This window comes from Paucilactobacillus wasatchensis, from assembly GCF_000876205.1.
GTDB classification, from domain to species: Bacteria; Bacillota; Bacilli; order Lactobacillales; family Lactobacillaceae; genus Paucilactobacillus; species Paucilactobacillus wasatchensis.
In genome coordinates, this window is the sequence record NZ_AWTT01000018.1 from 22703 (window position 1) to 37087 (window position 14385).

Annotated in this window: 14 protein-coding genes; 3 read left to right on the plus strand and 11 right to left on the minus strand. The window is 39.9% G+C overall.

Features of this window, described 5'->3' with window-relative positions:
* Positions 1–2: 2 nt before the first annotated feature.
* The 4 genes from WDC_RS04475 to hisS all read right to left on the minus strand — a co-directional run bounded on the left by WDC_RS04475 (position 3) and on the right by hisS (position 5069).
* Complete coding sequence (locus tag WDC_RS04475) at positions 3–896, minus strand: deoxyribonuclease IV (protein ID WP_044010678.1); 894 nt, start codon at positions 894–896, stop codon at positions 3–5.
* 19 nt (positions 897–915) lie between these two features.
* Positions 916–1791 carry a YitT family protein gene (locus tag WDC_RS04480; protein ID WP_044010679.1) on the minus strand — a complete coding sequence of 292 codons (876 nt, stop codon included), beginning with the start codon at positions 1789–1791 and terminating at the stop codon, positions 916–918.
* A 201-nt stretch (positions 1792–1992) separates the two neighbouring features.
* Positions 1993–3771: an aspartate--tRNA ligase gene (gene aspS, locus WDC_RS04485; RefSeq protein WP_044010680.1), complete on the minus strand. Its 1779-nt coding sequence runs from the start codon at positions 3769–3771 to the stop codon at positions 1993–1995.
* Positions 3772–3776: 5 nt separating this feature from the next.
* Entirely contained in the window at positions 3777–5069 is a 1293-nt protein-coding gene (gene hisS / locus WDC_RS04490; protein ID WP_044010681.1) for a histidine--tRNA ligase, read from the minus strand.
* Positions 5070–5447: 378 nt separating this feature from the next.
* Here hisS and WDC_RS04495 point away from each other — a divergent pair, with 378 nt between their 5' ends.
* A complete protein-coding gene (locus WDC_RS04495; RefSeq protein ID WP_044010682.1) occupies positions 5448–6302 on the plus strand; it encodes an N-acetylmuramoyl-L-alanine amidase in 855 nt (284 codons plus the stop codon).
* 19 nt (positions 6303–6321) lie between these two features.
* Positions 6322–7170, plus strand: coding sequence for a fructosamine kinase family protein (locus tag WDC_RS04500; RefSeq protein ID WP_044010683.1), 849 nt, complete (start codon positions 6322–6324; stop codon positions 7168–7170).
* Positions 7171–7223: 53 nt separating this feature from the next.
* On the opposite strand, the gene WDC_RS04505 is transcribed toward WDC_RS04500, so the two are convergent.
* The 7 genes from WDC_RS04505 to WDC_RS04535 all read right to left on the minus strand — a co-directional run bounded on the left by WDC_RS04505 (position 7224) and on the right by WDC_RS04535 (position 13193).
* Complete coding sequence (locus WDC_RS04505; protein ID WP_044010684.1) at positions 7224–7841, minus strand: HAD-IA family hydrolase; 618 nt, start codon at positions 7839–7841, stop codon at positions 7224–7226.
* 36 nt (positions 7842–7877) lie between these two features.
* Positions 7878–8315 (minus strand): D-aminoacyl-tRNA deacylase, encoded by a 438-nt coding sequence (gene dtd / locus WDC_RS04510; protein WP_044010685.1) that lies wholly within the window; start codon positions 8313–8315, stop codon positions 7878–7880.
* A gap of 12 nt (positions 8316–8327) precedes the next feature.
* Positions 8328–10577: a RelA/SpoT family protein gene (locus tag WDC_RS04515; RefSeq protein WP_044010686.1), complete on the minus strand. Its 2250-nt coding sequence runs from the start codon at positions 10575–10577 to the stop codon at positions 8328–8330.
* Positions 10578–10638: 61 nt separating this feature from the next.
* Positions 10639–10953: a hypothetical protein gene (locus WDC_RS04520; RefSeq protein WP_044010687.1), complete on the minus strand. Its 315-nt coding sequence runs from the start codon at positions 10951–10953 to the stop codon at positions 10639–10641.
* A 43-nt stretch (positions 10954–10996) separates the two neighbouring features.
* Positions 10997–11749 carry a 16S rRNA (uracil(1498)-N(3))-methyltransferase gene (locus WDC_RS04525; RefSeq protein WP_044010688.1) on the minus strand — a complete coding sequence of 251 codons (753 nt, stop codon included), beginning with the start codon at positions 11747–11749 and terminating at the stop codon, positions 10997–10999.
* Between the two features lie 10 nt (positions 11750–11759).
* Entirely contained in the window at positions 11760–12719 is a 960-nt protein-coding gene (prmA, locus tag WDC_RS04530; RefSeq protein ID WP_044010689.1) for a 50S ribosomal protein L11 methyltransferase, read from the minus strand.
* A gap of 159 nt (positions 12720–12878) precedes the next feature.
* Complete coding sequence (locus WDC_RS04535; RefSeq protein ID WP_082040917.1) at positions 12879–13193, minus strand: hypothetical protein; 315 nt, start codon at positions 13191–13193, stop codon at positions 12879–12881.
* A gap of 237 nt (positions 13194–13430) precedes the next feature.
* On the opposite strand from WDC_RS04535, the gene WDC_RS04540 reads away from it, so the two are divergent.
* Positions 13431–13796 (plus strand): DUF1304 domain-containing protein, encoded by a 366-nt coding sequence (locus WDC_RS04540; protein ID WP_044010690.1) that lies wholly within the window; start codon positions 13431–13433, stop codon positions 13794–13796.
* The last annotated feature ends 589 nt before the right edge of the window (positions 13797–14385 follow it).

Consider the following 14385-nt stretch of genomic DNA (forward strand, 5'->3'; position numbering starts at 1 on the left):
ATTTATTGAGCATTCACAAGTTTGTCAACAAACTCTGGATCAAATTTTTGTTGTTTGATCATTGCAATTTCAGCCCCATATGGCGCCACTTTGTGTTTATCATCTACTTTGATGTATGGTGTTTCCAATATTTTGGGAACTGTTGTCAACTGTGGATGATGAGCCACATAATTAAGACTATTAAACCCGATGGTGCCCATGCCCAGATTTGCATGACGGTCTTTGTGACTTCCCTGTTCATTTTTAGAATCATTTAAATGTAATACTTTAAGTCGTTTAATCCCGATAACATGGTCAAATTCGTTTAAAACACCATCGAAATCATTTTTGATATCATAACCGGCATCATTTGTATGACAGGTATCAAAGGTGACAGACAATTTATCATTATTAGTAACTCCATCAATAATCGTTGCGATTTGTTCAAAAGTAATCCCAACCTCAGTCCCCTTGCCAGCCATTGTTTCAATTGCAATTTGAGGAACTTGATCTGTCGTGATGACCTCATTCAAGCCTTTAATAATTTGGGTTAAGCCAGCCTCAACTCCTGCTCCCACATGAGCCCCGGGATGCAGCGTGATTTGCTCTGCACCAACCGCAGTGGCTCGCATCACTTCACCACGCAAAAATTCAATACCAAAAGCAAATTTTTCTGCATTAGTTGTATTACCCAAGTTGACGATATATGGCGCATGTACGACAATATGCGATAACTTATGCTGTGCAATGTATCGTTCACCTTCGTCAATTTTCATTTCCGATATATCTTTGCGTCTCGTATTTTGAGGTGCACCAGTATAAATCATAAATGTATTTGCATCATAACTTACTGCCTCTTGTGCGGCACCTAATAACATATTTGGTGCCTTCATTCCTACATGTGATCCAATCAGCATAATTAATCTCCCCTATATCTTAAAGTTTAGGTTCATAAAAATGACCCATAACCCGCATTGTTTCAGTGATTGACACAAATGCGCGTGGATCAGATTCTTCCATTGCTTCACGAAATTCATACATTTCATAGCGCGAAATGACCGTAAAAAGGATTTCCTTTTCGTCGTGATGGTAAGCACCTTCAGCATCATGAACAATCGTAATTCCACGTCTGACATGGTTTTGTACACTATCAATCACCGACTTAGGCCGACCAGTCACAATCATAACTTGCAGTAACTGCTGGCGTGTATAAACCATGTCCATCACCCGTGCATTGACCACTAAACCAATCGCTGAATACAACGCATATGGCCATCCAAACACAAACCCGGCAGCAATTACAATGAGGGCGTTAAACAAAATGTTGATGGTTCCCATTTTGCTGCCCGTTTTTTTGCGCAGTACAATTCCAACAATGTCCAAGCCACCAGTTGAAATCCCATATCGTAACGCTAAGCCTGTGCCTAAGCCATTGATGGCTCCACCAAAGATGGCACAAATTAATGGATCATGCGTCAGAGTGACCGGCTGCATCACACGCATCATAACGCTAGCTAACGCAACTGAAATAAAGGTAAAAAAAGTGAATCGTTTACCAATTTTAAACCAGGCAACAACAAATAACGGAACGTTTAGCACGAATAACATTAGAGCCGTACTCAACTGGATCGGTGCATAGCGACCAGTCAACGTAGTGATTAATTGTGCCAAACCGGTAACGCCAGAAGAATAGATATGGCCTGGCGTCCAGAAAAAATTAACCGCCATCGAAACTAAAATAGCGTAAATAAATGCTGTTCCTGCCTTGCCAATATATTGATGACGTTCAATTAAACGCTGTAAATCTTCCATTAGATTGCTCAACTCCGCTGATTTGATAATTTAAGTATAGCAAATAACGTCTCTAGTTTCCTAAATTACAGCAAGAACTTATCAATCTTTAATTTAACTCATTAAAAATCAAACACAAAATATAGTACCTCAACTCAAAAAATACTCATGATCATTGGAAACATACCAATGATCATGAGTATTCTTAGTTAAATCAGTAAATTATTTATCTTCATCAACTTTATTAACAAACAAGCCTAATTCCAATAGCTGTTTATCTGAAACGGTCGCAGGAGCATTTGTTAGCGGCTCTGTGGCCTTTGAGTTCTTTGGAAAGGCAATTATGTCGCGAATGTTGTCGCGCTTAGCTAGCAGCATTGCAAAGCGATCTAGCCCGATAGCTAAACCACCATGTGGTGGGAAGCCCATATCTAAAGCATGCATCAAGAAGCCAAAACTGCTTTCGGCATGTTCCTTAGTAAAGCCCAGCGCCTTCAACATTTTTTCTTGAACTTCACGTGTATGAATACGGATTGAACCACCACCTAGTTCGTAACCATTCAAGACAATATCATAACTTTGTGCGTGGGCCTTATGTGGATCTTCGCCATCATTCAAGTAATGGACGTCTTCTTCGTTAGGCATTGTGAATGGATGATGCGCAGCCGTCCAGCGTTTGATTCCTTCATCATATTCAAACAATGGCCAATTGACCACCCAGATAAAGGCAAACTTAGATTCGTCGATCATTCCCATTTCTTTTGCAATGGAATTACGTAGGTATCCCAAAGTATCAGAAATAATCTTAAAACTATCCGCAGCAAATAAGATTAAATCCCCAGGTTTGGCACCGACTGCAGCACTGATTTCATCCTGCTTAACCTTCAAAAACTTGCCGACAGGTCCGGTGAATCCATCTTCTGTCACCTTAATCCAAGCCATCCCTTTGGCGCCAAAACGTTCAATATAATCAGTTTTAGCATCCAAATCCTTACGTGAATACTTAGCTGCTCCACCAGGGACACAGATGGCCTTAACAAACCCACCGTTAGCAATAGCATTCTGGAATACTTTGAAATCGATGTCCTTCACAACATCTGAAATATCCTTTAATTCCATGTCAAATCGAATATCTGGTTTGTCAGTCCCAAACCGATCCATTGATTCTTGCCATTCAATTCGTTGGATTGGTGTTTTAATATCAATACCCATTGCATCATGCATTACTTGTTTGAGTAAGCCTTCAGTCAGATCCTGAATTTCTTCGGCTGACAAGAAACTAGTTTCCATATCAATCTGGGTAAATTCAGGTTGGCGGTCACCACGTAAATCTTCATCACGGAAACAACGTGCAATTTGATAGTACCGGTCAAATCCCGCGCCCATTAATAATTGCTTAAAAATTTGTGGTGATTGTGGCAAGGCATAAAAATGACCAGGGTAAACTCGAGAAGGAACTAAATAATCACGCGCACCTTCAGGGGTGGAAGCAGTTAGATCTGGTGTCTCAATGTCGTAAAAATCATGATTATCAAAGTAAGTATGAACTGCTCGGGTAATTAAATTACGAATTTTTAAATTCTTTTGCATTTCAGGACGGCGTAAATCGAGGTAACGATACTTCAACCGTAATTCATCAGAAACATTGATATTATCTTCAATGTAAAATGGTGGGTTTTTAGCTGCAGCCAATAACTTAGCTTCGTGGATTTCTACTTCAACTTGGCCGGTTTTCATTTTAGGATTAATTTCACCCTCAGAACGGTGTTTAACAGTTCCTTTAACTTCAATGACGTACTCATTCCGCAAAGTATCAGCGACCTGCCATGCAGCTTTACTAAATTCCTGGCTGAACACTAATTGTAAAATTCCTTCACGATCGCGTAAATCAATGAAAATCAATCCACCTAAATCACGGCGCTTTTGTACCCATCCTTTTAACACAACATCTTGATCAACTAATTTTTCATCAACTAATCCAGCATAACTTGTTCGTTTCATAATCTCTATTCTCCTAAATATTTATCATAAATTTGTGGAAAATTACTGTAAAAATCGTCCAATGCAATTGTTTCTTCTTCACCCGAAGCCATGGACTTGAAGTGAACAGTTTGATTAGCTAGCTCTTCATCACCAATCGTAACCACAAACGCTGCATCTACTTTATTAGCCGTCTTAAACTGTGCCTTTGGCTTGCGATCCAAGTAATCACGATCCGCTGAAAAGCCAAAATCACGAACAGCTTGAACTAGCTTGAGGGATTCAACATCGGTAGACTCACCAATGCCAACCACATAGACATCCAAATGATTTTGAACCGGAACTTCAATATTTTCAGCATCAAGCAACAGTAATAATCGTTCTAATCCTAAGCCAAAACCAACACCGGACTCGTCTGGACCGCCTAGCTCCTTCACCAAACCGTTGTAGCGTCCACCACCACAAATGGTCGTATAACCATGGCCAAGTGCCTTGGAGTTAACCATTATTTCAAAAATTGTATGGTTGTAGTAATCAAGTCCCCGAACCATAGTTGAATCAACGACGTAATCAATGTCTAATGAATCTAATAGGTCTTTAACCCGTGTAAAGTGCTGTTTTGCCTCATCAGTTAAATAATCTAAAATTGATGGTGCTGCAGCTACAAATGGTTGGTCTTCAGGCTCTTTACTGTCCAACACACGCAATGGATTTTTTGCCAATCGCTCCTGCGAATCATGACTTAATTCGTTAAAGTGCGGTTGCAAATAATCAATTAAGGCCTGTCGATAGTCCTTGCGACTCTGTTCATCACCCAATGAATTAATCGCCACACGCAGACTAGAAATTCCCAATTGCTTAAAGTAGGCTAGTGCCATGGCAATGACTTCAACATCCAACGCTGGGCTGGCGGAGCCAAATGCCTCGACACCAACTTGATGGAACTCCCGTTGTCGTCCTGATTGTGGTCGTTCGTAACGATACATTGGTCCAAGATAATAAACTTTGTATGGCTTCGTATTTTCTGGACCATACAATTTATTTTCAACATACGCGCGTACCACACCCGCAGTGCCCTCAGGACGTAGGGCAATATGACGATCGCCCTTATCCTTAAAATCATACATTTCCTTGGTAACCACATCAGATGTGTCACCGGCCGAACGAGCAAAAATATCAAAATTTTCGAATATTGGTGTCCGGATTTCATGATATTGATAATCCGCGAATAACAATCGGGCTGTTTCCTCAACGTATTGCCATTTTTCTGACTGTCCTGGTAAAATATCACTGGTTCCTTTAGGACGCTGATAACGCATGAAAAAATCCTCCTTATGATTAACTTTACTAACAACCAAAAATAAAAAAAGCACCCCTGTAAAATTACAAGGGTGCAAAATGCACGGTACCACCTTAGTGTTGCTCTTAGATAACGTCAAATGACGGGAAGTGATCGGCTTCCATCCTCCAAAGTGTCAACTAAATACTTGGTCCGTAAAACTTTCAGCACTGTTTTACTCTCTGTTCGAACCATTGATTCAGCATTCTTTATCGTCGGTTATATTTATTTAAATTTACTACTAAAGATTACTCGAAATTAATGCTAAAGTAAAGTGAATTTTTGAATTAACTTGCTTTTACCGGCCAAAATTCTTAAACTAACTGAATAGAAGAAAGAAATTAAAAGGAGCCACGCGATGAATAAATTTCGGCCGACAAGACTACAACTAATTATCACAGCCATTTTCATTATTCTTGCTCTTGGTCTCACTTTCACCTTAACTCGGCAAAAAACAATTGTTGTAAGTGTGGAAAACGTAAATATCAGACAAGGACCCGGGCTCAAATATAAGTCCATTAAAACAGTTGATCACAAAACCCGACTAAACGTGCTGGCAGAAAAAAATGATTGGTACAAAGTACGAATTAGTGACCACAAATTTGGCTGGATTGCCAGTTGGTTAGTTAATCGGCGTGATAACTTGAAAAAAGCGACCCGCTTATCGGAAGCCACAATTGTCATCGACCCTGGTCATGGGGGCTGGGATTCAGGTGCGGAATACAAAACAAGCAAAAAGGAAAAGTACATGGAAAAAACGTATACTCTCAAAATGGCACAAGCCGTAGCAACCCAACTCAGGCTTCAGGGAGCACACGTTATCATGACTCGTAATGCCGACAAATATGTTAGCTTAAAAGCACGGCCGGCATTGGCTGAAAAAGTCTCAGCAGACGCATTTATTAGCTTTCACTTTGATTCATCTCCTAATCGCAATGAAGCAACTGGTTTAACTACCTACTACTACCACAAAGGTGCTTCTAAAAAATTAGCCAAAACGTTAAATACCAATTTCAATGATTTAGCAGTTACCAATCGTGGCATCAGCTTTGGTGATTTCTTGGTAATTCGTGATAACACCCGGCCCGCTGTTCTTTGCGAAATGGGTTATATTAACGATACCCATGATTTTAAGTCCATAAAAAAGCTCTCATACCGCTTAAAGGTTGCCAGTAAAATAACCAGTGGCCTGAAAGAATATTTTAACGAATAAGGAAAGAAGTAATCAGCTAATGTCCGAATTAAATCAAGACTGGCTAAGCCAACTCCCACTAACATCAATTGAACGCGTTCGCTCAGTTAGTGGCGGCGACATCAATGAAGCCTATCAGATTATAACTCAAGATCAAACTAAGTATTTTTTAAAAGTTCAACCACAACACCCCCAGTCATATTTCGACCATGAAGCGGCCGGCTTGAGGTTAATTGGCAATGTGATCACTACCCCAGAGCCAACCGCTCAGGGTCAAATTAATGGTGATGCCTACTTAATGCTCAATTGGATTGATAGCGGTAATGGCAGTCAAAGAGATCTTGGTACTGCGGTTGCGGCCATGCACCAACAACATCATGTCCAATTTGGCTTTGACCACAATCATCAATCTGGCAACATCATCAAAAATAATCAGTGGCAATCGGACTGGGCTACCTTTTACGCCGAGCAACGTCTAGATACGTTGGCTGAGGCAGCACAAAAGAACCACGTATGGAATAATTGGCGCCAAGCCCATTTTGCACAAATGCGCAGTGAATTCATTGACTATTACCATGGTCATGAAGTACAACCCAGTTTATTGCACGGCGATTTATGGTCTGGTAATTACATGTTTGCCACTAATGGCACTCCAATTTTAATCGACCCCGATGTTTTTTATGGTGATCGCGAACTTGATTTAGCAATGACCACCATTTTTGGTGGCTTTAGTGACCAATTCTACCAAGCCTATCAATCATCCTATCCATTGCCGGCGGGGTTTGAAAAACGGTTACCATGGTATCAATTTTATTATTTATGCATGCATCTCAATCTATTTGGTGAGTCATATGGCGGCGCTGTTGACCGTATTTTAGCAAATTATTAATTAAAAAAGGCTAGGGAAAATAATTTTTCCCTAGCCTTTTTACTCAACTGTGATCATTGAAACGATAAAACATTAAATTCTTTAATCCGCCGTTCGGGCGATACAGAAGCTTCAATCAAGTCATCTGGATCAAATAAAATTCCTGCAATGCCTGCATTATGGCCCGCCTCGATATCCAGATTACGATCACCCACCATGACAGCGTGAGCACGCTCCACCTTGTATTTATTAATTAAGTAGTTTAGTGATGTCGGATCTGGTTTTCGTGGAAATGGCTGCGCAGCCGTTACAAAATCAGTAAATAACTGTTTAATCCCGTCTTGAGTAATAAATTCCATTGCACTGTTGTTACGGTGGGTAAGTAAATAATTATGGCCCCCATTTTGAACGATTCGTTGTAATAATTCTCGCACACCAGGAAATAATTGTGGTTGCTGCAAACGATTTTCTAATGGATAATAGATGGCTTCAAGATCGGAGCGTTTGATTTCAGTTTGGTCGCTATAATAATCAAATGTCGCCCCCAAATTAGTCTGCCGCATCATGTGGTAAATGGTGGTCTGCTCCGGCTCGACCTTGAAATGACTTAGTGTTTGAGCAAAAGCATTAACCATTTGCGGGTAAGTGTCATAAAGTGTGCCATCTAAATCCCAAAAATACGACTGATACATTTGTTTTGATCCTCCATCGATAACAACAAATTAAATTTACTTTTCCAAAATGATGGTCGTGGGGCCATCATTTTCAAGCTCAATTTGCATGTCAGCCCCAAACTGACCCGTTTCAACATGAATACCTGCATCCCGCAGTTTTTGATTAAATGTCTGATAAAGTGGTTCCGCAATTTCAGGACTAGCAGCTTGTGAAAAGCCCGGACGATTGCCATGCTTAGTATCCGCATACAATGTAAATTGAGATACGGATAAAATGGCACCAGCAACATCTTGTAGGCTCAAATTCATTTTGCCGTTTTCGTCTTCAAACACACGTAAATTAATTATTTTATGCACTAAATAATCTAATGATGGTTCCTCATCATCTGGGGCAAATCCAACCAGCAGCATATAACCTTGTTTAATTTGACCCACAACTTGGTGCTCAATTGTCACCTGTGCATGATTGACTTTTTGTACTACAACTCGCATATTTTCCTCCAGCTAGTGGATGGTTCGCTTGACCACGTATACATCCGGAATATTTTTCAAATTATCCATAATTCGTTGCAAATGGGTTCGATTGCGAATGCCCATCGAAGCACTAATCGTAACCACCTTATCATGATCCACCTTACCATTAACCGAATTTAAGTACTTAGTATTGTTATTAATCGATTTCAACACATCGTTTAACAAACCATTGCGATTATAGCCTTGCACCTCTAAATCAGCATTGTAATTAGTTTTATCACCCTCGACATTTTCCCAGTCAACTTTGACAATCCGCTCACCATGCTCTTCTGCAGCCTTGATATTAGGGCAATCGACACGATGCACCGATACCCCACGCCCCTTGGTAATATAGCCAACAATTTCATCACCTGGTACAGGACTACAACAATGACTCAAACGAACTAGTAAGTTATCAACGCCTTCAATAATAACACCGCCTTGTGAACTAATCTTTTTCTTTTCATGGTGTTGTCCTTGAGTGGTTGTTCGCTCGTCTGAAAGTGTTTTATGCTCCTCAAGTAGTTCCTTTTCAGCTTTGCGTTGGCGGTCATTTTCCATTTGCTGCCGAGCATCTTGTGACATTCGATTAGCCACACCAACCGGTTGTAAATCACCAAATCCAATTGCGGCAAACATGTCATCGCTGCTACTATAGTGTAATTTTAGTGCCACCTGTGTATTTTTTCCCGGTGTCATAATTTTTTTGGTATCAAACCCATCGTCACGTAATTTATGTTCGACCATTTCCATGCCCGAGCGAATATTTTCTTCGCGGTCAGTTAGCCTGAAAAATTGTTTGATTTTATTGCGCGCTCGTCGTGTTGACACCAAACTGAGCCAATCTCTACTTGGACCAGCAGAAGAACTGGAAGTTAAAATATCAACAATGTCACCATTTTTGATTTCGTAATCCAATGGCACAATTTTGCCATTTACTTTGGCACCAGTCGTTTTATTACCAACCTCAGTATGAATCGTGTATGCCATATCAAGCGGTCCTGCACCCTTTGGTAGCTCTAGTACGTCGCCTTTAGGTGTAAATGCATAGACACGATCAGTAAATATATCGCCCTGGACGCCTTGCATGAATTCATCGGCATCATTACTATCACTTTGCATTTCTAAAATTTCTTTGAACAGATTTAGCTTGTCGTCTGAAGCAGTTTCTTTAACTCCGTTTTTGTTACCTTCTTTGTAGGCCCAGTGCGCAGCAACCCCGTATTCAGCAACTTCATGCATCTCATGGGTCCTGATTTGCACTTCTAATGGACGTCCTTGTGGGCCCACCACGGTTGTATGTAATGACTGATAACCATTGACTTTAGGCATGGCAATATAATCTTTGAAACGACCAGGCATAGGGGTCCAGTTAGTGTGAATTGCGCCTAAAACAGCGTAACAATCTTTAATGGAGTCTACAACTACTCGAATGGCCAATAGGTCATAAATCTGACTGAACTGTTTGTGCTGTGTTACCATTTTGCGATAAACAGAGTAAATATGCTTAGGTCGCCCATAGATTTCAGTTTCATTACCTAAATCAAGGTCATCAATTGCCTTTTTAATATCTCCAATGGCATGATTAATATACTCGATTCGTTCATCACGTTTCGAATTCATCAAGTGAACAATCCGATAATATTGTTGTGGGTTCAAATATCGAAGTGATAGATCCTCTAATTCCCACTTAATCGTACTAATTCCTAGCCGATCCGCAATTGGTGCATATATTTCCAACGTTTCATTAGCAATGCGACGCTGCTTATCTGGACGCAAATGTTGTAATGTCCGCATATTATGTAATCGATCCGCCAATTTGACAATCATAACGCGAATATCCTTGGACATGGCTAATAAGAGCTTACGGTGATTTTCAGCCATTTGCTCTTTGTTTGATTTATATTTGATTTTACTTAATTTGGTGTCTCCATCAACGATCATTGCAACAGCTGGACCAAACAGTTCACGAACATCTTCTAGCACAACGCCAGTGTCTTCAACGATATCATGCAGATAGCCAGCGCACACAGTTTCTGGGTCCATATGTAAATTGGCTAGAATTCCTGCCACTTGAATCGGATGAATAATATACGGTTCACCCGATTGGCGCAGTTGCCCGTTGTGTGCCGTTTCAGAAAAATGGTACGCACTTTCAACTAATTTCACGTGATCTGCATTCATGTAAGAAGCAACTATGTTTTTGACGTCTTCATGAGTTAAATTTTTTTCTTTCGGCATTTTTCACCAACTTACTTTCAAATTATTAAGTGCATTGTAATTGCAGTAATTATACAGTTAATTAGCCTTTTTTGGCAATCTTATCGTTTTCATTGGTCATCGCATAGCTTAAATAACTAACGCACAAGTATATCAAGCCAAAATAGTAGGTATACCGTGGTAAAAATAAATAAGCGCCAATAAAGTAACCAATGGGAAAAACAAGGAGTCGCCACCGACCCAGTTTTTGCTTTGCCGTTTTGATTCCTTGATAAATACAGTAAGCCCCGTTAATAATAATTAACACCACCAACACCGAGCTGGCACGATGAACAAAGGGAGCATACTCAATAATGGCGGTCAAAACGATCCCAAGTCCAATTGCCCAGCACCACAACCACCAGTCAAATTTTTTTGCCTAATTTAATTTGTTTCATTCATTAATTCTCCAATTCAAAATAATAGGAAGCTGCCGCTAATAAATATAGCGGTGCTGTTTCTGTTCGCAAAATTCGCGGTCCTAGCCCAGCAACTGTCACAGAGGCTCGTTTCATCTGCTCCACTTCTGACTGCGTTAACCCACCTTCAGGACCAAATATGACTAGTAATGAATCACCAGCTCTTAATTGGCTAAACGCAGCTGCGAGTGATGATTGTTCATTTTGCTTGGCCGCTTCTTCCCACGCCACGATCCGCTTATTCATTATGGTTGTAGCTGTCAAAACGGCAGTTAGTGAATCTTGATAACTCACCACTGGTACTATATTGCGGTGTGATTGTTCTGCTGCACTTTGCGCAATTTGTTGTAATCGAGTGATCTTTCGTTCGCGTTTAGTACTTGGCCATTTGGCAATCGATCGCTCAGTAGCAAAGAAAATAACTTGATGGACACCAAGCTCGGTCGCCTTTTGTACGATTAATTGTGCCTTTTCACCTTTGGGCAAACCACACGCAATTGTAATTTCGATTGGCAGCTCACTATTTTGAGTAAGCAATCGATCCAAAACAACGTCAACATTGGGCAAATTAAGTGCACTGATGTGTCCTAAATACACCTGTTGATTTGGTAAGACGAACTCTGCTTGTGTACCAACCTCTGCTCGTAACACCGTTACTAGGTGATGTGCCGTTGCCTGGTCTAGCTTAAATGGTTGTGCCACCGTTTGTTTAGTTGTTAAAAAATATCGCTGCAAGTCCGTTCACCTATTCATCCGAAAATGGCTTATAAGCAATAATGCCATACCAGTCACCAATCTTCAATGTTTCTTCCACTCGAAAACCTTGGTTTTGCAATTTATTAAGGATTAGTGCTACTTTGTCTGCAATAATTCCGGAACATAAAAAATGGCCTCCGGTATTTAATCGTTCGTACGCTTGTGGAATCAGCGGTACAATAATTTCTGCTAAAATATTAGCAACAATTAAGTCTGCCATCTGGGTGACTCCGGTCAGTAAATCATTGGGTCGAATATGAATATCCGAAGCCACCGGGTTAAGTTTGAGATTCTCCACTGCAGATTGCACAGCTACGTCATCAACATCAAAGGCATAAACTTTGCTTACACCTAAAAGCTTAGCTGCAATACTTAAAACACCAGAACCAGTGCCAACATCCAGCACGGTTTCATCACCCCGAACAACCATTTCCAATGCTTGCAGCATTAACCGGGTTGTGGGATGTGTTCCCGTTCCAAATGCCATCCCCGGATCCAAATAAATCAATTGTTCATTAGGCTGCTTAGGCTGATATTCTTCCCAGCTCGGAACCACCGTTAAACTACTGGTTACCCGGACGGGATGATAATATTTTTTCCAAGCAGTGGTCCAATTTTCATCAGAAACGGCTTTACTAGTTACCGCACCACTTCCTGGATCAAGGCCAAATTCCTTTAGTTGAGCCACCCGTTGCTCGATTGTTGGTATTATTTCTGGCACAAAAACGGTTTGTGGGTAGTAGGCAGTAACAGCCGCACCTGTGGCAATATGCGGAATATCTTTAGGGTCAATAATTTCACCATGAGCGCCATATTCACCTGGTTTTAACTTGGCAAAATCCTTGGCATCATCGATTTTAACTCCTGCAGCTCCCAAATCATTTAAGATATAGCTGACTGCTTCCACTGACTCGCTTTGTGTTGTGACCGTGACTTGTGTCCATTCCATAATTTGATCCGCTTTCTTCGACCGTGTTGATTTCACTACACCTGAACTGAATAAATAATAGTATTCATTTTAGCATAGCCGCAACAGCAATGAAACATTTCATCATTAAACAAAAAAAGAACAAAACGGCTGTCTTGTTCTCTGATCGCTCCCATATCATTAACCTTCACTAGCATTACTAGAAGGTACATGATATTCAGCAGGTTCATCAGCATACTTTAAAATGTTTGATTCTAGGTGGCGTTCTAAATAGTCGACCAACTGGGCCTCTGTCTTAAAGATACGGGGATTAAGCTGCTTATGAAGTCGTAAATCAATTTCATTAATTTTTAAACGACCTGTCCAAGTATGGGAGTAACGAATGATTACCCGATTATTCAGTTCATGCTTGCCAAACGTAAAGACATAAACGTGTTGTGGAGTCATCATTGGCCGAATATATTCTTTTTTATATCTTAGGTCATACTTACGCATAAATACTTTCGTCTTATTTAGCACGGTAATCACCTCCTCTTTTAAACTATTTCTAATTTCGATTTTGCTTTTAAATAAATATAATACTCGATTAGCCCTTACTTGTAAAGCTTTTTGCCTTAGATAATGATGCTTTTCACAAAAGCATTTTACTTTTTGTATAACCACAATCCTTATAGTAAAATAGAAAGTCAGTAAATACTTAGTTGTCATCAATTTTAATTGGAGGTTACATCCATGCAAATCGTAGGTAATATACTCGTCATTTTAATTGGCATTGAGCATTTCGGGATAATGTTGTTAGAAATATTTGGTAGCGACGAGAAAAAGGCACAATCATTCGAGATGCCGTTACAGTACGTACAATTGTCAAATACTAAAACCGCACTCGCAAATCAAGGAATTTATAACGGCGGTTTGGGGCTACTGTTAATTTTAGCAACCATCCTATTTACAGGAACAACCCAATCACTTGTGTTAAGTTTATTGCTCGGCTATGTTGTCGTTGTTGCAATTTTTGGTGGCTTTACTGCTACCAAAAAAATATTTGTCATTCAGTTATTACCAGCATTAATTGCACTAATTTTTGTTTTAGTAGCATAAAAATCATTTTTTTATGAGCCTCTTTTGTGTCAGCTTGTAAGACCGTCATAAAGTATTCTGATAATTTCATGTTTCTAAATCAAATAGTAATCACTTGAATGATAACATAATTAGTTGGTGTATATGTATTTATAACAACCTTTTAAATCAAAAAAATAAATTTACTAAGCTTACAATCTCAAATTATCCATTGCCCGATTTTTGGGCTGGCATCGTAACCATACGAAGCTTCAAGGTTCTGATATCGGACTGTTTGGTAACTGGATAAAGTGGTTATTACTAAGCATCATCACGCTTGGAATTTACAGTCTTTGAGTCCGAATCAAACTTGCAAATTTGAAAGCCAAAAACACTACACTGTTGGATTAACTATAGGATTGGTGGTGCCAGTGGCAACCTGCAAGCACACCAGACCAGTAATGGTTGGCAATTCAGCGATCCATCATCCAATTTTACTGTGACTGTCACCAATGACGGACAAGTTAGTCACAATTAGTTTTTAAGTAAATATGACATGCAAGATATTATTTTTCCTATTTCTTACTTTCGTGATAGAAAAATAAAATAAATGAGGCTGATGTAAAAACTA

Coding starts and splice junctions, on each gene's coding strand:
- WDC_RS04475 (WP_044010678.1), bottom strand. CDS start 896: ATGCTGATTGGATCACATGTAGGAATGAAGGCACCAAATATGTTATTA.
- WDC_RS04480 (WP_044010679.1), bottom strand. CDS start 1,791: ATGGAAGATTTACAGCGTTTAATTGAACGTCATCAATATATTGGCAAG.
- aspS (WP_044010680.1), bottom strand. CDS start 3,771: ATGAAACGAACAAGTTATGCTGGATTAGTTGATGAAAAATTAGTTGAT.
- hisS (WP_044010681.1), bottom strand. CDS start 5,069: ATGCGTTATCAGCGTCCTAAAGGAACCAGTGATATTTTACCAGGACAG.
- WDC_RS04495 (WP_044010682.1), top strand. CDS start 5,448: ATGAATAAATTTCGGCCGACAAGACTACAACTAATTATCACAGCCATT.
- WDC_RS04500 (WP_044010683.1), top strand. CDS start 6,322: ATGTCCGAATTAAATCAAGACTGGCTAAGCCAACTCCCACTAACATCA.
- WDC_RS04505 (WP_044010684.1), bottom strand. CDS start 7,841: ATGTATCAGTCGTATTTTTGGGATTTAGATGGCACACTTTATGACACT.
- dtd (WP_044010685.1), bottom strand. CDS start 8,315: ATGCGAGTTGTAGTACAAAAAGTCAATCATGCACAGGTGACAATTGAG.
- WDC_RS04515 (WP_044010686.1), bottom strand. CDS start 10,577: ATGCCGAAAGAAAAAAATTTAACTCATGAAGACGTCAAAAACATAGTT.
- prmA (WP_044010689.1), bottom strand. CDS start 12,719: ATGGAATGGACACAAGTCACGGTCACAACACAAAGCGAGTCAGTGGAA.
- WDC_RS04535 (WP_082040917.1), bottom strand. CDS start 13,193: ATGCGTAAGTATGACCTAAGATATAAAAAAGAATATATTCGGCCAATG.
- WDC_RS04540 (WP_044010690.1), top strand. CDS start 13,431: ATGCAAATCGTAGGTAATATACTCGTCATTTTAATTGGCATTGAGCAT.